Genomic DNA, 21,116 nt, shown 5'->3' on the forward strand with positions numbered 1-21,116 from the left:
CAGATCTGCAATGCAGCCAGACAGGGCCATTTTTATAGAGAAAGAAAGGATGAAGAGAGATGGCGACATCCAGGCCCCAGAAACCACCATCACAAGAGGAGGTGCAGGCGGCGGTTGAAAAGGTGCTGGATCTGGTGATTGCGTCCTTGCATAAGGCGAGAACCTATCCTGTCAGTGATGGAACGTATGTTGGTGAGGAGGGGAGGCGCTACAAATATTGCTATCACTTTCAGGGTGAGGAGACCCCTGCTCTGAATGATGGGATTGAGGTACAGATCTGCGCGAACGCATTAGACGAGGATGGGATAGCTGCGCAACTGGTTGGAGTTGATGGTGAGACAATGACACTCGTCGTCTCACGACGGCTGGATGTCCAGCTTCTGGCATCTGCGCAGGTTATTGTTGACCGTGCTCGCCTCTATCGTAAGCTGAAAGAGGCATTCCTTCGCGCAGGGGTACCAGCCGAGTTGGATCGAAAATTGCTTGGAGAGCTGCCCTGTGACGACCTTATAGCAGCTGGGGAGGAGAGCTTGGAACTCCTCCCCACAAATTTTTCTCCGGATGGTGATCAGCGACAGGCGATGTTACGCGCCCTGGCAAGCGAAGTGACAATGGTGCTTGGCCCTCCTGGTACGGGCAAGACCTCAGTATTGGCCGCAATTGCCTACCTGCATGCCCTCTACCACGAGTATCGCGTGCTCATCCTTTCCCATACTAATGTCGCGATTGATAATGCTATTGAGCGGCTGGTGGACTTGCTTCATGACGCTGGCCGGGATTGGTATGTCGAGCAGCAACGAGTCATTCGTTTTGGGATAGCTCGCCTGCCAGTGTTTGCGAGCGAGGCATATCAACACGTCGCCATGGAACAGGTTGTTGAGAGCTATCTGATGCAGACCCAACAGGAGGAAGAGCGACTGCAAGAGCGCTGCCAGGTATTACGTGAGCGTATTCGTGAGCACAGGCAGACACATGATCAGCGGCAGCGAAAGAAGCGCTCTATGATGAGGGACCTGGAGAACCAAATCCAGCAGGTGTCTGTTGAACTGAATCAGCAGAACACGCGCGAAGCCGCAGCCTGCGCAGAGATTGATCAACGATTGGCCCCATTATGTCCTCCGCTTGAAGCAGCTGACGTACGGTTTATTGAGGCCCAACTACGCTTGCGCGAAGCCGAAGCCGATGTCGCAGCGGCTGCTCAGCAACATCAAGAGCAACAAACTGCCTATGGGAGAGTGCAGAAACTGCTGGAGATTTTTCGCGCTCGACCCGTTCTTTCACGACTCTTTCGGCGTGTGGTGTCTGGAGAATCAGAGCATTCCTATCTTGCTCTCCTCCATGAGCGAGATCGCGTGGTGGAGACGTGTTGGCGGCAGTTGATCGCATGTCAACATGAGCAGAAGCGCGCCTCCGTTGCAGTATATCAGGCACAACGCGAGCATGGAAGGCTCCGCTTTCGAGTGGACGCATTAGAAGCCCAACGTGAGCAGATCACAGAGCAGTACCAGACACTGCGGGCTCCCCTGTTGACGCGGCTCTTGCAAGTGAAGCAGCAACGTGAGGCGCAAACGACCTCTGCAGCCAACCTTCGGAGTCAGCTCCAAAAATGGGAGCAAGAGCTCCAATTGACCCAGGAGATGCTTGCAAAGATGGACGAGGCGCGCGAAGCTGAGAAGCGCCGGGCCATACGGAAGATTTTAGAAAATGCCCAGGTTGTTGGCGCAACCTTGACCACACTCTACCTCAATCCACTCTTGCTTGAGCAGGAGTGGGACGTCATTATTATTGATGAGGGGTCAATGGCCCCTGTCCCCGCGGTCTTAGTTGCGGCCAGGCGTGCCATCAGACATCTGATTATCATCGGTGATCCTCTTCAATTGGCCCCGGTGTGCTCCTGGAAAGAGCCGCTCATCAAGCACTGGCTTGGCCTCGACATTTTTGCTCACGGAGGGTATTCCCTAGAGGAGGCACGAACAGGTGCGCATCATAGTGCGCTGCTCTCCTATCAGGGACGTATGTCCAAACGGATCTGTGACCTTATTCGGCACTCGGTCTATCAGGGGGCTCTCAAGGATCGCCTCCCAGATCGCCCCTTATGCGCATTTGGGCCGGACCCCGAGCATCCCGTAGTCTTGCTCGATACCACAGGAGCCAAGAATTGCAAGACAGAGCGGCCGAAAGCAAAGTCGCGCCTCAATGTTTATCATGCTGCGGTTGTGACTCACCAGGCGCAACAGGTACTCGCGTGTATGGAGGAGTCAGGAAACGAAGCTATTGGGGTGATCACACCCTATACCCTCCAGCGCGACCTGCTCAAAGAGCGTTTTGCTCAAGCTGGCATACTCTCTGCCTGCCGTATCGGAACGATTCACGCCTTCCAGGGGATGGAGTTTGATGTGGTCATCCTTGACCTGGTGGATACCCCTAGCTACTCAATCGCCCCCTTTTTATGTGGTGGATGGGGAAGTGAGGCCATGCGAATGGTCAATGTGGCAGTGACCCGTGCCCGCCATAAGCTCTATATTGTTGCGCATGTTGAGCGCATCTTGAGGACGCCAGATGCAAGTATGCTCCAACAACTGGTGCGAGATGCAGGCAGGCAACATCGTGTGCGTGTCAGACGCCACTTTGTCGATTTTAACGTCACTCGGCTTTTATAGCTGAAAGCATCGCTGAAATATTATTCTGACCTACATCATTACCACTTTTTCTTGCCTGAAAAGGAAGAGTTTTTTAGGGGAATATGTGATAGGCGACCCAATATATTGTGATAAAACATAATCAAGACCCAATATATTGTGTTTTTCTCTTGACAAAGCTGTGCTATTCGCGTATACTCCCTCCCAAGGCACGATTTGAATCCTTTCATCGTTGCATGGTGTTTTAAAGTTTCTAGTACATTTTTTACGAAAGAATCTTAATATGGCTAAACAAAGCTATAAGTCCGGACAAATTGCCCCGGCATCTGCACAAATGGTGCTCGTTGGCCCTCGTGGTGGTAAAACGAGTCACGAGATCACTGCCGTTAAAGGGAAGCGGTTGCCGCCAACACCACAAAAGGGCCAAAGTTACCAAATCGCTGATCGTACAAAAAATGATGCTGGAAAAGGTAAGTAGGTGTTGATCAGCTTTCATCCTTAATGTTTTGTAGGATGAGATGTTCTGGTTTAGAATTGGAGAATATTGTTGTATTCAGGGCATTTTGAATTCGAGTCTCCCCTTCGGGGGCGTTCCTTGCAAGATGAGTTGGCGCAAAGAGGTCAGAAATTACGTGCTGAGATTCAAAACACCGCGCGAAGTGTCATCAAGGCGAACGGTGATGAGGGCACCTATATTGCTGATTTAGTAATGCGTTATACTATTGCTCTCCCGCAATTAGACTTCGAGAATATCCAGAAATCCGAGAGATATGAGGAGATTCATGGTTCCCAGTTGCCTGGGGAAGCTACCTTTCCTGATCACATGTATCGTGTTTGGATTGTTACCTTCTCTCTTAAAGGCAATGGGGATCTCAATCTTCTTCGATATGTACCGCGCGGTGGCGCTCCCCTTTCGTATCCCCAAGTGAAATTTCAATATGATACCTTCTCCTTTGAGGTAAGGAGTGTTACCAAAGACATTGAGAAGATGAAACAGGAGAAGGAGAGAACCCTTTCATTTTTGCGGGAACGCCTTGCTGCTCTTCTTCCTGACCTTGAAGAGCACAATCGTGCCCTTCAAGGAAACGTCACTCGCCTGTTCGAGCAACAGAAAGAGTTGTTTAGTACCGATAAAGATTTGCTCGATCAGCTCTAAGCAAATTTTGGTGGAGTTCCATACAAACGAGTTCTAGATTTCTCGCTCTTTATGCACCACGCGATGGGGAGCGATTGGACACAAAAATCGGCAAGCCTAGTAACTGGGCTGAATGCTTGATGCAAATTTTGGGGCGAGGGACATTACGTCAAACCTTCAACCCAGTTACTAACCTTTCCTGCATGGAGCGAAAAAATTAGGTAGGAGCGAATAGAAATTTTGATGTTTACAAAACAGCAAATACAGGCCATGCATGAAGAGGACCTGAGAAACAAAGTCCTTGTACCACTCTTGTGGGCTATGAAGTATGAGGGTGTTCATGAATATCATGGGACAAACGAGTTCGGCAAGGATATTATCTGTTGGAAATTGGATGAATTGAACAACCGTGAATGCCTGGCTCTCGTTGTGAAAGCGGTACAGATTTCTGGTCAGTCCAAGGCTTCTGCGGATATAGAAAATCAGGTCAGACAATGTTTTAGTAAGCCTTATGTTGACAAAACTACTGGTTTGAGCGAGGAGATAGACCGCTGCTGGGTTGTATCAAATAAGCGTATGGCTCCTTCTGCTGTAGATTTAATTAAATCTGGGATTGGTCGTGCCGTTTACAGCAAAAATGTTCGATTTGTTGATATTGACGCTCTCTGGAAGCTTATTGAAGAATATATGCCTTTCCAAACTACCCTCCAGAAGCTAGAAGAAGTTAGGCATGATTATGAAACTTGGGATACACACTATCGTCTTCAGGCTCAAATAGACGCAAACGGTATACACCATACTATTGTTGAGAAGTTTCCAGGAGCTGCACAGGAGAAGCCGCTTGAAATAAGGTCCATTTTTGAATTTCCAGATACTGAGGATGGGAGAAGGCATAAGGAGGCATTAGAGCGTTTTTTTGAGACTGGCGCCCCTACACAAATCCCGGCAGCTTACATTAAAAGCTTGGAGTATTCAGAAGTTCTCCAACGTGTTTATCCTACCATGACAGAAAAGGGATTTCTTCAATTCGGCTCTATTCCTCACCCTAAGCCCTTCCTCATGCGCTGTGAAATTGTTTGTGATGATGGCGATCAATTTTTACTTGAGCATGTTCATTTTCTCTGCACTCAAGTTGGACGTAAAGAGGCTACTTTTACTAATGCTACTCAACCTATTGCAGTTAAAATACAGTTGGCAATTCATTTTGATGGTACCGTTTCTCGCTTTCATATAAACTTGGAACATGATGTCTCTTGGAATGTCCATCAAGTGCTCAGGAAGATGCAACTCGGACGCTGCCTCAGCAAGCCCCATACTATCCGATTTATTAATTTAGAGACGGGTTTTATGGTTGGTTCGGGTCGGAGTGAAGTAGGTATGTGTGAAGCACCAGATGAGGATACTTTGGAAGCGGTTGCTGCCCTAGATGCATTGCAACAAAAGTCTGGTCAACTTATTGTTCTTCCAGAGCGCGAATTGACGGGCGAAGAACATCAAGACCTCAACCTGTTACGCTCCCTGTATCGTACAGGGAGCGTAGATACTACCTGGAAAACATGTACCATGTCCATACTTGTCACAGATGAAGATAGAGATGAGTTAACCCAGACATTGAGCCAGACTGAAGAGCATGGTATGGTCTACTTGCAACAAGAATTTGAAAAGCTTTCTTTGTTTGGTGAAGAGTATGACCTTGGAACAATTAAACCATTATCACTACCAGCGAAGCTGACGAATTGGTTAGAGGTTAAGGCTCTCTTGGACCAGGGGTTTTGTGGCTCTCTTCAGCTCGAATTTGCTCCACGTGATAACGGATCATTTACAAAAGAGTACCTAGAGTGGCTTCCTGAAAAGGATGGTGATCCTGCTAGTAAATTAGGCTAAACAGTTTGGCCCAATTTACTATCTGCCTTCTAATACAAGTGGCTTTTTCTTCTGGTTGAATGCCTCTCACCTTTTATAAAGGAGGAGTTTGGGAACATGGTTATTAGCTTGATGGTTTTACTCCTCCTTGGCTGAGTGTGTGGATATTCCAAAAATCTGCTCCAGATCGCGCCCGTATTTATTCTCCGCGCGCTTGAGCACTTTGAGATATTTGCCGGTCGTCGCCAGGCTTTGGTGGTCAAGAAAATCCTGGATCTCGCTCGCGCTCACCCCCAGCTGATCAAGTGTTTTGGCCGCGGAGTGGCGGGTGACATGGAATTTGCTTGTTCCCAGACGGCGTGCACTGATTTGCTCGATGGCCTGCACAGAGAGAGCTTGACCGTGAGTGTGATTACGTGAAAGAGAGATCCAGACGGGGGCTTCGCCCTGGGTAGCCCACTCTAGGCCATAGACTCGTTGAAGGTAGGTAAGCAGGATCGTGCTCGTCTCCACTTCCAGGCGACGAGCATTACGTTTGCCACCTTTGGTTCGGGGGAAGGTGACGGTGAGTCGATCACCAACCAGCGCCAGATGTCCAACGCGCATCTCGGCGAGGGCCTGCACACGTTGGCCGGTGTGAAGGGCCACACTCAGGAGGGCATAATCACGTGCGCCAGCTATCGTATGCCGATCAATACGAGCAAGCAATTGGCGCAAGTCTAAGGGGTCAATTGCCTCAGCGCTGGCATAGTCATAGACCTTGCGCCGTTCAAGTAGCTCAATCGGATTGTCCCCCTGGTAGAGGTGTTGTCGACGGGCGAAGACAAAGAGGCTGCTCAGAATCGCAAGTCGTTGATTATAGGTGCTGTTGGAAGGAGCTCCTACACGTGGTGAGGTTGCGGCGCGTTCACCAGCCCATCGTTGTACAATGAGAAGCCAGTGGCCGCGGACACTTTGATCTGAGAGATCCATGAAGAGGTCATAGTCATGGGTACGCAGTGCTGCACAACAGGAGAGTGCTGTCGAGTGGTACGCCAGATGCGTTTTCAAGCTTTGTGATTTGCCCGTTTTGGCATCGAGCCAGGCGACCAGGATTCCATCTTCAGGGAGATGGATTAGGTGGGGGCAGCTCGGAATGACACAGTGATATACCTGTTCTTGCGTGAGAGCGTGGCTCTGTATGATAGGGCTATATTCTGATCCGGGCGGGTCGCTCTGGTGCTGTTGATAGGTGAAAGCATCATGGCTGCTCATCGAGTAAATCCCTTCCTTTATAAAGGAATGTGTTTGAGTTCGCAGGGAAGAGAGTGTCGTCGGCGAGAGCCTGATGTGCAATTTGTGACAGAACTCTCCCAGATTTCTCTTTCTCCTCTGGGTCCCTTCTTCCTCACCTCCTCCAGGCCGTCGGAAGACACGTGTATGGAGGCAAAGTGAGGAAGACCTGAAGGCTCTTGTAAACCTGAACTAATGTCAATTAGTTCAGGTTTGATCATAGTATATAGCAATTTCGGAAAGAAGGGAAATCCCCTATTTCGGTTTATATAGGAGGTGCCTTCTTTTTTTCTTATCTCTGAAGAGTCAGTAAGTAGATAGGCGGTGCCGTGATGAAGTTGTTCCCCATATAGGATCCCGACATACAATCCTCCTAAAATTCGCCAGGGGTAAACAGTGAGATTCCTTTCATTTTTTTCTTGCTTACCTTTTTAACCTTTTCTTCAGGTGATGCTATCCAATAGCAGGTTTCAAAAATGGATCGGTATTCAGGGTCATGCGATTGGAGCATTGATAGTAAGTCCTCTGCTCGGGATTCTTCGCCATATGCAACGTCTCGGATACAATGAGCTATACGTAACGGAGCTGCATCGACTGAACGTGTTAAATCAGCTAAACGACTAACGATTGTTTCATTTGGTGAGCTGTAATATTCCCATGTATAAAGCCAAGTGTCGAAAAGGAGTTGCCAAGCAGCATTGTGTGTATCAGTTTCATCTGCTCTATTATGTATGAAGGCATCTTCAATCTGGATCCACACTGCTTGATCAAAAAGGCTAATACGTTGAGGAATAGCAGGAAGATAGCTTACCCTTAAAGCCTCCCACCACTGTGGTTGAGGTTCCAAATTGAAAGTATTACATAAAAGATCAAGAATAGGCCAATAGAAGTCAGGTATGACGATAGTGTTTTGCCAACTTCCATCTATAAGGCTATCTGTAAAGCTATCAAAGTCCGTCCTCAGGGTCCGCTTTAAATCTCGAGCATTAGCTCGACTACGATCCTGAGCGTGATTAATAGAATCATCTGATTCCCATGTTAGAGCATGATTTAAAGCGCTTTTTAGCCGCCGAAATGGATCAGGAACCCGATCATTCATCAATCTACTTTTCTGCTTCCGAGCCAGAACTAGATTCCGAGCCTGATATAAAATTTTATATCGGTCCTTTGTCTGGGTAAGATCAGAGCAAGGTTCATTAAATCCTATGATGAGACTATTAGCATTCAGATCATGAAAAGGCCCGGCTGGACCAGTTAAAGATACAAGCTGTGCTTGGAAGAATCTTTTTGCAGCAATATGTGGTCCTAAAGAAGTTGCAATTGCTTGTAGAGCGGCTGCAATTAAATTTCCAGATGGTGATAATAACAAAAGACTGTCTAGTGTAGGCCAAAGGCGTTCCATAGCTTGTATTGTGGATTTATTTCTTTGTATCTCTGGCTCTTTCAATACAAAAGACTTCAATAGATCAACTTCTTGTGTTTCTTTGACAAGGATGTCTTGTGTTAATGTGAGAAAGTTTGTTTCTGAAACGCCAGTGATGGATGCGACAAGTGCCAGGATTAACTTTTGCTTTTCATCTCCAGCAGCTTCCCATGAAGAGTGAAATATAGAACAAAGAAATTCCTCACCGATGTTCTCTTTTGTATTAAGGGCCTGAAGCAGAGCGGCTATACGTCTTACTTCCTCCACAGCAATGGCTGTACTGCAAGATTGGATTAACAATTTTATAATCTCTATTTTGTATATTTCTGCTGCCTCAATTCCGTCAAGCAATAAACCGCCTAAAATATGGGAATTAACTATAGATGGTATAATATCTTCTTTTCTGAGAAGTTTATCAATAATGAATTGCTGACTCTCATCATTCCTCAGTTCTGCTACTATCAATCTGATAATCTCATACCATCTGGGATTGTTGCAATGATCCTTAATAGCCCCCCAAATACTACTTACACCATCTTTTTCGCCCATCCTAATAATATATGAGGACGTAAGATACTCTTGGAATGTGAGGTGTACAAAGCTGTATTGGTTATCGCCAATTTCAATGAGAAGTCCGGCCCGTTTCTTTACAAATTCGAGGAACTCCTCGGCTATATCTTCTGGATCTTTATCAGGGTCTGATAACTTCTCTACTTTGGTAATATGTGTAATTAAGAATTCCCTCAACTCCTCATAAGAAACCACCGTCCATTGAGTCTTGCTCGTATCACCGCCTCGATAATGCATCCAATAAGCAATCGCTTCAATACGCTGACGATTCCGACGCTCTACCTTACCCTTATTTCTTATTTCCTGATCACGAAATTTCCACGTGTGCCAAGTATTTAGCAAAGTTTCTGTACATTTTTGATAAAGGATAGCGCGCTCATCAGGCAAAATAGCATCAATTCTGTGAACAAGGGCAATAATAGTCAATAGGAGGGGATTCTCAGCTAGTTCATAAATGGCTGCATGATTCTTATTATCTAAAATACGGATAAGATCTTTGACATTTATTTCCCGCTCCAGTTCGTTTTCAATGCGAGTACGATACCAATCTCTAACAAATTGTTCCATTTCGGGTAGATGCAGTTTTGCTACACGATAATGATTAAATTCCTTTTTGTCGAATTGAAAAGGGTTCTCATACCCAACTATGCGGGAGGTAACAATTGTTGTGTTACCTGGATACGTTGTAATGAGAGTACGAATACGATCTCTAATGATCTGCTTAAAATGGGGATTTGGAAGTTCGTCTAGTCCGTCGAAGAAAAGAAGGGTTTGGCCTGTTTCGAGATAATATTCAAAGAAATTGAGATCGGCATCTTTCAGTGTAAAATCAGCCTGAATGCTCTCTTGAATGTAGTCGATTAATGGCAGATTGGGGCGTGATTTTAGTTCATCGGCATAACGCCGCAATACAATCAGAATAGGCAATCGATTGTCAGTAGGAGCTTGATAACGCTCCTGCAAAGGTTTAGAAATACCTGCAAGAGCAAGGAAACGTAGAAGTGTCGATTTACCGGATCCAGGATCTCCAAGAAGGACATGTTGGCTCCCTTGCGAAAGTAGAGAAAGCGGATTTATGTAGGTCACATGCGTATCTTGTTCAACCAATGCTTCAGGAATAACCTTCAGAGGAATGTAAATATGCTCCATCGGAATCCCCTTGGTTGCCTCCTGTTTATAGATTGACATGCCAACAAATTGGATATCACGATAGAGAATAGGGAGATTATCGTTATAGCGTTTTCGTATATCCTCGATAGTTTTTTTTCGAGCAGCACCATTGCCAATGAGTTCGGGATAATAAAACAGACACAGAGCGGGAGTCTCAAGAAAAAAAAGCTGTAATTTTCTATGCCCCCAGTGCTCAAGTTCAAATTCCAGATCCAGATTACCTCTTAGACTATTGAACCAGGAAACATCACCTCCAGCATTACGAGTAGCTGATTCCGTTAAATCTTGAGGAGTAATAAGAATCCATTTTCTGAGTTTGAGTTGCTCCTTCCTTCTAGCGGCTTTTTTAAGAGACTGTATAATATCCTGACGATGTTCTGGGCTTAAAGGGGATGGATAGAATTTGTACTGATAACCAATAGTACCTTCTTGTCGAAGAGCTTCGCTTTCGAAGCTGTCGAGTCCATGGTAATCGCCAGCTGCATCGTTGAAGATTGTAATATTTTTGCCAGATCTTCGTGCTTCATGAAAGAGGAGGAGGTCAATAATTCGTGCAAACTCTTTTCCGCCTTCAGTGCCTTTAGGCAGTAGATCATAGAGTGTCTTTACTTCAGGAAGCCGTTTTCTAATTCTGGAGGTCATGAAAAACTCCTTTGGGTATATCCCTATAATGCTAAAGAAGTATTCGCCATACTCGATGAGCTACGAAATGGACGGCTTATGAGGTTGTAAGCCGTTCATAACAGACCAGCCGTAGATCTTCCTCTTTGATGGCTTCCGCTGTCACGATGTCCACATCACTCTCCTGGTAGAGGCCATTTTCTGCGAAGAAGCTATCCAGGTCTAAGACTAGCTGGGTAAAGTCCTCGTTTACCTGGTAGGCTTTGACCAATACTTTCAGACTACGATCACGTTCGAAGGGACGCAGCGAGATCTGCTCCAGCACCCCGTTGAACCGCCGCAGTTGGTCAGGATCTAGAGCTTCGTTCTCCTGCCAGAGCGTGGGGCGATTCAGCCAGTTATAGAGCTTTTGAGCCATGCCCGTCAATGCGGGGCGCACGCGGTTGCGCGCCTGCTCTCCTCGCAATGTTGCCAGAACGTCCTGGGTGGCGCGTTCCAGCAGATCATAGGGAATCGGTCCTGGATCAAGCCGTGTTTCCTCGCGCGTGCAGGCAATCATGGCATACAGGGTGCGAATGTTCTTTTCAGGTTCACTGCCATCATCTGGATAGAAGCGCCAGAAGTGGCGTCCACGAGCGCTCATAGCGACGAAGATACCAGGCCGAGCATCCCGTGCGATGTACCGTTTCCCGCTGTGGATGCCTAACGGTATTTCAGCAACGACGCGCTCGCCGATTTGTTGAATATAATTGATGAGTGGGAACTTCATTTCCTCAGTTGATACCAGCTCTGCCTGGCGCTCCAGATCTTGCAGCAAGTTCTGGTCGTTACGATGCAACTGCCGTAACTGCTCCAATGAGCGCTGCGAAATGACCTCACCCAGGACACTCGCATCCAGTCCCACTGTTTGATCGATTTGTGCAATGCGTGTTGAGAGTTTCTGTATCAGACCAAGTAGACTCTCCAAATCCGCCTCTGGAAACACGTTGTAGAGCATGATGTGTGCGAAGGAACTGCCGATACGGTCAACGCGTCCAGCTCGCTGGATGAGGCGCACAGGATTCCAGTGCAGATCATAGTTAATCACGACGCCTGCGTCTTGCAGGTTCTGTCCTTCAGAGAGAACATCAGTGCTGATGAGAACCTGGATTTCTGCCCCATCTGGTTGCCAGAGTTGATCACTGGGGATCTCCGGCGGGCGGTTCGCTATTGGTGCAAAACGTTCGATCAATTTACGGCGCTCCTCAGGCTTCGTGTTCCCACTAATGAGGCCAAGCACAGGCTTTCCTGCCTGTTCCTGCCAAGTAGTATCGTCAAGGAGCTGCTGATGCAGATAGGCCGCAGTGTCATGATAGCTGGTGAAGATCAACACCTTTTGCTCCTTGAGCGTACCAGCCAGCACCGTTTTCACCTGACGGACCTTATCGTCACCGTTCCCACCAGACCCATTCTCGCGTACCCTTTTGAGCATCAAGAGAATACTGTTCAGGACCGTAATGTCACGATTGACGCCCTCCTCGATGCGCTGCATATTGTAGTCTTGCGGTGAGACAACAGGGAGCGCACTGATGATTTCATCGGCGCGTTCTGCTCGCTCCTCACCGGCTTCAATTGCGAGCAATTTTCGGTAGCTTGCAGCATCCAGGAGCTTCCCTTCGCGAAGCATTTTGAGAAAACCGCTCTGGAAGAGTGCCTGGCGTTTGACGCTTTCCTCAAATGCTGCGGCAGAGCTTTCGAGGCGCTTGAGATAGAGCATCTTCATCAACGCAATGAGTGCGTTGTTACGCTGCTCGTCTTGCTCACTGGCTTTTGTTTTATTGTGGGCATAGGCGGCGAGGTTATACGTGACAAGATGCAGACGGTCCAATGCACTTGTGATTTCGTGATAAAGCCCTCTATAGGTGCCATCCAGGTCGTAATCAATCCGTTCTAGCATACGCTCGGGAAAGCGTACGGGCTTTCCGCTAACAACCACTTCTTCACCTGCATCCTGGCGGCGGCGAATATCGGCCCTGCTGCGTCGGACAGTTGTCTCCTCCAGGAGATCAAAGATTTCTAGCCCTCCCTCCATCGCGGCTTTGAAATACGAGCGGAGATTGCTAATACCCATCTGTCTATAAAAGTGTTCTTCGCCTCGTGCCAGCAGAAGCAACTGGTGGTAAAAGTCGTAGAGGCTGTTGTTCACCGGGGTGGCAGTCATCAGGATCACGCGTTTGCGTCTTCCCCCGGTCAGCAATTTCATCAGATTGCGATAGCGGTTGGTGTTGGGGTTGCGAAAATTATGGCTCTCATCTACCACCACCACATCGAGATCGCGATAGCGTTTCCAGTCAAAGTCAGCGCGGCCAATCTCTTCCTGACTCAGGACGTCCACAACTGGAATCCCATATTCGACCAGGCGTGGTCGCCAGACCAGATCGCGTAGTTGCGCTGGACAGACAACTAGACCACGTGGTATCCGCCCGCGCTTGCGCTTGGTGAGTAGTTCTCGCTCCAGCAAACTCAGGCCAATATAGGTCTTTCCCAGGCCGACGGCATCAGCAACAAGCACGCCACCCCATTTGTCCAACAGCCGGAGAGCCTCCGCTTTTCCTTCTTCCTGGAAACGGGCTAGATCCACTGTGGCCACGCGATCCTGCTCGAGCAGAATGCGCTCTTTGAAATACTCATAGAGTGCTTTCATGAAGACTTCAAAAGGAGTATAGTGCTTCGAGCCGAATTTAGAGGCTCGGAGTGTCTCGATGAGATCAGGCTTATAGTCCTCACTCTGCAACCATTTGCCATCAAACCACTCACGTAGTCCCTTGGCAACTGCCTGGCTCATACTGGTCAGCATCAATTCGGAGTTGCGTGTCAGACCAGAGGGTGTGAAATTGCTAGAGCCAACAAAACTGATCTGGTCAAAGATATACGCCTTGGCGTGCAGGAATGGGCCACTGAATAGCCGTACCTGGACCTCATCGCGCATGAGAAACGCTAAGAGTGTATCCACTAACTCGGCGTGCTGACGATCAAAGTTGAGGCGGGCCAGATCATCAGCAATCTTGGCGCGATAGTAGCGGCGCAGATCCACGGTCTGTGGGCCTCCAGTTGGTACATCTGGGCGTTCGCCGAGGAGCAGACGAAACGCATACAGTTCGGCAAAAGCATTACCGACAATGCGCCAGACATCCGGGGCAAAATACCCAGTGGCAATGTCCAGATGTTGCTGCTCTGCCTTCAGGATGGTCTGAGACAATGCTTCGGCAAAGATTGTCGAAGCATTGTCAATAATATCTGGCGGAAAATAGGTCATACCTCTACCTCCTTGTTCACAGCGTCCCGCTGCCCACGCCGTCCTGCACCTAACTGTGCCCGGCGCCCTGCATGCCAGCGTTCAATTTCAGCAATCTCTTCTTCCGAGAGACCGTAGGTCTGATAGACAATCGTGTCCACTTCACGTTCCATCACAACGGCTTCAGGTCCCTGCCCCTCTAGCGCTTGCAACTGATCTACCAATGCTGCCAATCGCGTCTGATCCTCCAGGGTTGGTTCGACAATGGGCAATTGCTGCATGTACAAATTCTTATATCTAAAGAATCCCCCACGTATCACTGGCGATATTTGCATAAGCACAAAATCTAGTAGGTTAGAGTTGAGCATAGCTGTAAGATAAACTGCATGTGTGGGGATACAAAAAAGAGTTGCATCGGGATAGGCACCTGATCTATCAAAGCTAAATTCCGCTCTCGGCGCGATGTCAGGATAAATAATCTTCGGCATCTTAAAATGTCCATAATAGTCCACTGAATCTTGAATTTCATACCACTGATAGTTTCCCGGCTTGCGTCCTAGGCCTTCTTTTCCTGGCTGTCGAGGTTGTAAATCTTCTCTAAATTGGCTCAAGTAGCGCTCAATAGCTGGATATTGTTTGATGTCAATTCCTCGGCGGGTGAAGATCAGTGACTGTCCCATTGAATTGATGACATAGCGTCCCACATTGCGCCCGCGCAATAATGGCTTGATTATCTCAGCACTACGTGGGTCTTCAGCAACGAGACGATTTCTTGTTTCCTGATCGATCATAAATGCTTTATTCAGGCCAGTCTTGATGCCAAAATACATTTTGTTGTTGACATAGCGGCCCAATGGCGTGCCCATCAGCATTAGCTTTTGTACCAATGCTGATACCGCACTGTTACTCGCCGGAGGCTGGACACCTTGGGCCTGGAGTAGCGTCTGGGCTGAGCTTTCAAAGATAGTATTCAGCCTTTCCAAATCAATGTGGTTATCAGTCACCAACCCACGATAGAAGTAATCCGGTGCTGGCTTGCCCTTGGTTGTTAGCACGATGCAAGGATAAGCGGCAGCATCAAAGACAGGAGCATCACCAAAGTCCAGAATAATCTGCATCTGCGTCTGACTGGCCAGTAGAGCACGTAGGCTCTTGCCATAGCCAGCACGGAAGAACTTGTTAGAGGAGATAAAAGTTAATGTCCCCCCATCGTGCAACAGTTCCAGCGCGCGGGCATAGAAATAGACATAAAGATCAGCCATGCCATGTTGTACATTTGGATAGGTGGCCTTCAATGTGCGCAATGTTTCCTGTGGTATACGTTCGTGACGCACATAAGGCGGGTTAGCGATGACAATGTCAAAACCATCCTTCTCCTCAAATATGCTCGCAAAATGTAGTCGGTAGAGGAAGAGTGGCAGCTCCTTGCCTGCCTCCAAGTTAGCCATCGCCTGCTGAGTGATCTGGATGATGTGGCGTAGTGCCTCGATCTCAGCGCGGTTAGCCTGTGTAGACAGGACATTCACCAGCGATTTGCTCAGGTGGTCGAGCCGCTCCTGATTCTGCTGTTCTCGCTCTCGTAATGCTGCTAATACTATGGCACGCTCTGTCTGTACAATTTCTTGCTTGATCACGTTTGCCGATCTGCTCCCTGATGGCTGAAAATACTCCTCCTTCAATGTACGCAGGTTGTGTATGAGCCGCTGCGTCTCACTCTCTACCAAGGAAAGCTGATTCGCCTTGCGATCAGGGCGCGTAGGATAGATTGCTGTGCCATCGATCGTCTCGATCAGGGAATCGCCAGCCATCAGTTTGAAGTCGAGGTTAGGCAATGGCTCCATCTCGAAGGGGTCGGCATCCACCACCAGCGAGAGCCAGAGCCGTAACCGTGCAATCTCGATAGCTTCATGTCTGACGTCTACTCCGTACAAACAGTCACGGATAAAATTACGCTTCCAGCCTTCTACCAGTGGCGTCTGGTGCTCTACCGAGACACCACCCACACGGAAGAGCGCTCTGCGTACGCCCACAAGCAGCGCCAGCATGCCCAGCGGAAAGGCACCTGAGCCCACGGCAGGGTCAAGCACACGGACCTGCTCTAGCGCTCGGTCTACCTGTTCCCGAAGGGAGCGCGGAAGGCTATGGGTGTTCAAGAATGGCTGACCGTTTTTGTCACGTACGGGTTCACCCGTCTCAGCCTCATCCAGTAGCCAACCTAATGGCTCATTGGCAATATGAATCTGACGAGTTAGATAGGCAGCCAGGGCCTCGCGACACATAAAAGTCACAACCGGGCGCGGAGTATAGAACGTACCACTTTTGCCACGTTCCTCTTCTTCCAGCAGGTTCTCAAACACCTTGCCTAGCATTTCTGGATCAAGGGCTACCTCTACCTCTAATGGGGTATCCTCCTCAATCGTAAAGTTGTGATTCTCCAAAAAGTAGAGCAGCCCATCCTGGTGGCGGATATCAAAAAGTTCGTTTGCAAGCACGACTTGACCAACATAGTCTTCTTCATCTGGAGCAAAAAGACCGCCATTGAGATAGGGCACCCGTCCAAAACGCGATCGTGCTTCTAGCCGAGGCATATTCAACGTTTGAAAGAATAGTGGCTCCAGCACAAAACGATAGAAATTCTCTTCCTGCTCCCATGCTGCTTCATACCGGCTCTTGATAAACTGGTGGTCGCCATTGAGCGCGCCCTTCTTCTGCAAGAAATAGAGGAACATCACTCTACCAAAGAGTCGTTGCGTGAAGGTATGTAGCCGTGTAGGTTCAGCAAACGCTGCAATAGTTGGGTTATCCTGCCTGATGCGTTTCTGTGCCAGCTGGAAACGCCGGGCATATTCGTGGTAAAAGGTATTCGTGAGTCGTTCAACATCGAATGCCTCACATTGCAGTTTGTAGAATTGTCCAGCGGAGATGCCATTGGCAGGAAACACGATACGGTTGAGAGTATCAAGGTCATGACGTGTGGGGTTGCTCCGTTCCACCAGTAGCTTATGCAATTTAACGCGCACATGTGCCCCTTCACCCAGTCGTCGTGTGTTCACAAAGGCTAAATGCTCAATCACCTGTTGACCACGTGCATCATTCATCGTAAAGACCAGCAGATGCTCACCAGTGAAACGTCTCGTCCAAGCCTGAGCGACTCCACGAATGATAGCACTTTTACGTGCTCCACCTTTCAAGTCAAAAAGGGTGACCGAAAGCAGTGACTCGCCAGGTTGCGAACCGCCTATCTGAGCGACAGGATAGCGTCCATGAATACCATCGCGCAGGTTTCCAGGTAAATCACCTATATCAAACGGAACATGAATGGGCATCGCTTCGACAGGATAGCGCAGTTTGCGAAATAAGGTAAAAACGGAGGTTATATCGGTGCATGTTTCCAAGTCGCGTTTGGTAAGGGTGGGAGATATAGAAGAGCGGGCTGCCATAATAAAAGATCCTTCTTCTAGTGCAAAAATAGCTCTTGGGGATATAGATAGAGTGAAGCACAATAGATGAACGAGTGTCAATATTGGAATTTGTATAGTAGTATTTATGTGGAGAGGCTAGGTCTAGCTGGATAGATCTGATAGCATATATTCAGTATCTGGTGCAATAAGAGGTTCGGGTAGCTCTCCATTAATTGGTGAACGTTCCCAGCCTTCTCGCCTCAGCGAGGACCTGAGCCAAAACATACTTGGTAGGACGCCTGCGTGAGCGTTTCGGGTGAGTCTGCTGAGCGTTGGCTTGCTTTCGAGGACGACCACGTGGCCGTTGAGGCTTGGTTGCTGACCCTTTACTCCAGCACGCAGGAGCCACTTTGTACCAGAGCAACTCATGGACACTCCAAAGATGATCGGTGAGCGCAGCAGCCATGGCAGGCGTCGTCGAACATCCAAAATAGGCTTTCTTGGAGAGTTCCTGATGGGAGAAGCAGAAGTTGTAGGTACATCCAACCAGATACATTCCCTCTTCGAGCGTTTCCATGCGAGCTGCCCCATGGCGGCATTTGCGCGTCAAAAACGCAAGGCGCTCGCGGAAGGTCCCATTCAAGCGCTCGATAAAAGCCGTATTCAACTGGGTACCTCCTTTGCTCATCAGCAAGAGCTCTCTCGCTTTCTCCTGGGTTCCTCTGGTTACCTTCCGTGTGATTTCTACGACGCGTTTTTTCTCGGTGCGCTTGATAACGGTGGCGATACACAGATCAGGCCACGTCTCAAGGCGGCATCTTCCTCGCCCTACATGCGTTTTCACTTTCTCTCGAAACGCTCGGACGATACTTTTGGGATAGGCTGCAAACCCATCGGTGCACACAAGCAAGCCTTGGATGAATTGACATCCTGCACGAACCTGCTCAAAGAGCTGATCAATGAGACTTCGATTTCGGTGGTGGCTCACAACGCCAGCCAGCCACAGGCGCGACGTGACCTCCATCGCCAGAGCCATCTATATGATCATGCTCCTTCCTTTGGCTCGGATCTCATCGGCTTGAACATGCCGAGCGTTGACCCGCCCTTGCTCCACGACGGCACTCTGCACCCGTTGGCACTGTTTGCCTGCCCGCCGTCGCCATGCAGCTACGGTTCGTTCGTCAAGTTCAAATGCATGGACAATGGCTTGAGAAGGACATCCATAGGCAAGTAAGGTCACCACCTGCTCCACCTGGCATTCCTCGGTACGCAGCCCTTCCAGCATCGTCCCTTTACGGGCACTAAAGGTCTTTCGACATATCTGACATCGGTATCGTGGCCGCTTGCGTCCATGAATACTGATGTTTCCTGCCCCCTTTTTGCCTCTTGCGGAACACGTCTCGTTGGGGCAAAATTGAGAGGACGCGTCCATTGGCTCTGTACTCTTTTGCATAAGCACAGCATGTCTTTGGACGCTGACTTTTTCAAGCCCCTCTGACCTTTTCACCAGTTAGCGCGGTGCTACCGAGGTTCGTAAAGCCGAATTTAAATTCGTATCTTAAACAAAGAAATTGGCTCAAAATCTCCTATTTTTTATTGCAAAGGAAGCTGCATATAATGTCCATACTCATGTGGTTGAGCCTGGGGAGATGCAAGTTCAGCAGAAACAATCGCCACTCCCTGATCATGCTTGATCGCAGTAACGATTGCTCGCTCTGTTTACTGTTTACCTGTTTACCATATCGGTTTATAAATGTTACCTGTGTTGCGGAACCACATTTGTAGCCCGTTCACTTTTATCATCAGATCCAGACGATGTATATCTCCCGAGAAGGTTAGTATCACGGGGCAAGATCAGTAGGTGGGGACCTATCAGCAGGTGCGTATGTTCCGCGCCTCCCCCTGGCACCTCAAAAATAGAGATTTGCCCTTTGAGGTTGATTGCCGTGAAATGGGTTGGAATCGCTGCATCGCGTTCATGCCCCACTAAGTGATCGAGCGGGGTGGTGCGCGGTCGACCATATTGTATATCGTCCTTGAGCGTTATGCTCCACTCCATCAGGAATTGCCCGCCTATAGCAAGAAGGAACGCACAGAGCATTCCTATCCCTATGGGTAGCGGCCAGGAGCCGCTTTGCTTTCGCACGCTCGTGTGCGAGGAGGATGTGGTTTGATGTTGCAAGGGAGGAACGTCGAGGGATGACGTTGGTCGCGGCTTGGTCTTTGTCAGTTGAGATGCTCGTGCGACCTGCACCTTCTCTGCTTTCTGTGTCTCGCTCACAGGCTGGCGACGAATGACCAGGCTTCGGGGAGCGAGACGAGTCTCCTCTTCAATGGCGACGGGCATGGCAGGTCCTCCTTCAGGCTGTAAGGCACAACTAGACAAGGTAAGAAATAGAGGGGCCGGAAACGCATCAGGAGAGATACGGTTTAACAACGGAAACATACCTGATCCGAGAGAGATGAAGCAAACCCAGTTATCCACGACCTTTCCAGGCAGATGTGGAAAGGATGTGGATAATTCAGCGAAGAAATGAAAAGCAATCGTCACTACCTAGTGCGCGGCTCAGCAGCCCAGCGGCTAGGAGGCTGACAATGGCTAACGTGAGGAAACGCTAAAATTAGTGATAGAGGAAATAACACTAAGGTTTCTTGGCAAACTCAACTCTCACCACGGTCTCACCTTGGCTGTACACGATATACACTTCATTCCCATTCGTTTTGACCAGACCTGCATCAATCGCATTTCTCATCCGCTGAGGGACGGAGCTATGGAACCGCTTCTCTGTCGCACGAGGAAACGGCTTATTCCCCTTGTCAGCAATCCAAGCCCGTGCTAGCTGATGACGCTTCTCTTTGTCCTGCTCTTCATAGGCCGATACCTTGCCCTTCTTACTCAGAGCATAGAGATAGTTATCCAGAGTACTCCAACACTTCACGCACAACGTCAGATCATCAGGCGTCACATCATGCATCCCTGCATAACCGTACCAAATATGCCCACAGTGTACACACTCAAAAGGCGCGATGGTGCTACGATGCTTCGTTACCTTCTCTGTCTGGTTCATATGCATTCCTTTCGTTCAAATACCTGGTGCTTCCCTTCCAGATGTACGAATACCTTACCAGCTATCTACCCTACGGTGGAAGACCATCCAAGCTCTTAATGTAATATTCCAACTCATTAATATTCAGCAGTCCAGCGCTCCTCTATCGCTAGAGGAGTAGTGTTACCCCTGTATTGAAGCAATATTCTTAGCTTTCCTCGTTTGGGAATGGTTACGAAAGAAACTTTTCCCAAGTGCTCTCAAAAAGTGATGGAGCGATCTGGTTGGAGCACCACATCGGCATACCCTTCTTCTTTTTGAGCGCTGATAACAATAACCAATTTCATCTGATGCGCCCCGTGAAGAGATAACGCTTTCCCAGCCGCCTCCGGCGCAGTAGCGGCTTCAAAAGCATACTCTGGAATGGGGCTATTGATTGGCCGCACACGGGAATCTTGGAGCTGCACTCGATACGAAATCAGTTTCTGGAAAGCTTCCTCTGGTGACCCGCTAGCGTGTTGATCGGTCTGGGCTTCAATGTTTTCGGGTTGAAGAATCCGCAGAAATTTGGCACCTAACGACTCTTGCGCATCTCCTTGCTCAAGAATATCTTCAAGTAGAAGAAGGAATGAAAGGTAGTGTTTCGAGTGTCCTTGTGCTTGCCAGATTCGTAAAACGCTTTTCAGTTGGCTTAACGCCGG

The 21,116-nt window shown here is 48.6% G+C and carries 13 protein-coding genes; 4 read left to right on the forward strand and 9 right to left on the reverse strand.

Features of this window, described 5'->3' with window-relative positions:
- Positions 1–59 precede the first annotated feature (59 nt).
- The 4 genes from K3T82_RS47030 (at position 60) to K3T82_RS47045 (ending at position 5,658) form a co-directional block, all read left to right on the forward strand.
- Positions 60–2,660, forward strand: a complete 2,601-nt coding sequence (locus K3T82_RS47030) for a DEAD/DEAH box helicase (protein WP_220200361.1) — start codon at positions 60–62, stop codon at positions 2,658–2,660.
- 262 nt (positions 2,661–2,922) lie between these two features.
- Positions 2,923–3,117: a hypothetical protein gene (locus K3T82_RS47035; protein ID WP_220200362.1), complete on the forward strand. Its 195-nt coding sequence runs from the start codon at positions 2,923–2,925 to the stop codon at positions 3,115–3,117.
- Between the two features lie 117 nt (positions 3,118–3,234).
- Entirely contained in the window at positions 3,235–3,795 is a 561-nt protein-coding gene (locus K3T82_RS47040) for a hypothetical protein (RefSeq protein ID WP_220200363.1), read from the forward strand.
- Positions 3,796–4,017: 222 nt separating this feature from the next.
- The gene (locus K3T82_RS47045) at positions 4,018–5,658 is read left to right on the forward strand and encodes a hypothetical protein (protein WP_220200364.1); all 1,641 of its coding nucleotides are present in this window, start codon (positions 4,018–4,020) and stop codon (positions 5,656–5,658) included.
- Positions 5,659–5,775: 117 nt separating this feature from the next.
- Here K3T82_RS47045 and K3T82_RS47050 read toward each other — a convergent pair whose 3' ends face one another.
- The 9 genes from K3T82_RS47050 to K3T82_RS47085 all read right to left on the reverse strand — a co-directional run.
- Positions 5,776–6,891, reverse strand: a complete 1,116-nt coding sequence (locus K3T82_RS47050) for a tyrosine-type recombinase/integrase (protein ID WP_220200365.1) — start codon at positions 6,889–6,891, stop codon at positions 5,776–5,778.
- A gap of 391 nt (positions 6,892–7,282) precedes the next feature.
- Positions 7,283–10,714, reverse strand: coding sequence for an NACHT domain-containing protein (locus K3T82_RS47055; RefSeq protein ID WP_220200366.1), 3,432 nt, complete (start codon positions 10,712–10,714; stop codon positions 7,283–7,285).
- Positions 10,715–10,790: 76 nt separating this feature from the next.
- Positions 10,791–13,988 carry a helicase-related protein gene (locus K3T82_RS47060; RefSeq protein ID WP_220200367.1) on the reverse strand — a complete coding sequence of 1,066 codons (3,198 nt, stop codon included), beginning with the start codon at positions 13,986–13,988 and terminating at the stop codon, positions 10,791–10,793.
- Positions 13,985–17,407 (reverse strand): Eco57I restriction-modification methylase domain-containing protein, encoded by a 3,423-nt coding sequence (locus K3T82_RS47065; RefSeq protein ID WP_220200368.1) that lies wholly within the window; start codon positions 17,405–17,407, stop codon positions 13,985–13,987. Before K3T82_RS47065 ends, K3T82_RS47060 begins: the two co-directional genes overlap by 4 nt.
- Positions 17,408–17,597: 190 nt before the next feature.
- Positions 17,598–18,404, reverse strand: a complete 807-nt coding sequence (locus tag K3T82_RS47070) for a hypothetical protein (RefSeq protein ID WP_236031961.1) — start codon at positions 18,402–18,404, stop codon at positions 17,598–17,600.
- Positions 18,405–18,800, reverse strand: coding sequence for a hypothetical protein (locus tag K3T82_RS48850; protein ID WP_236031962.1), 396 nt, complete (start codon positions 18,798–18,800; stop codon positions 18,405–18,407).
- Positions 18,801–19,124: 324 nt separating this feature from the next.
- The gene (locus K3T82_RS47075) at positions 19,125–19,715 is read right to left on the reverse strand and encodes a hypothetical protein (protein ID WP_236031964.1); all 591 of its coding nucleotides are present in this window, start codon (positions 19,713–19,715) and stop codon (positions 19,125–19,127) included.
- A 295-nt stretch (positions 19,716–20,010) separates the two neighbouring features.
- Positions 20,011–20,436, reverse strand: a complete 426-nt coding sequence (locus K3T82_RS47080) for a hypothetical protein (RefSeq protein WP_220200300.1) — start codon at positions 20,434–20,436, stop codon at positions 20,011–20,013.
- Between the two features lie 239 nt (positions 20,437–20,675).
- On the reverse strand, positions 20,676–21,116 hold a 441-nt coding region (locus tag K3T82_RS47085; protein ID WP_220200369.1), incomplete at its 5' end, for a hypothetical protein.

The sequence above is a fragment of the Ktedonospora formicarum genome (genome assembly GCF_016587355.1).
Taxonomy (GTDB): Bacteria; Chloroflexota; Ktedonobacteria; order Ktedonobacterales; family Ktedonobacteraceae; genus Ktedonobacter; species Ktedonobacter formicarum.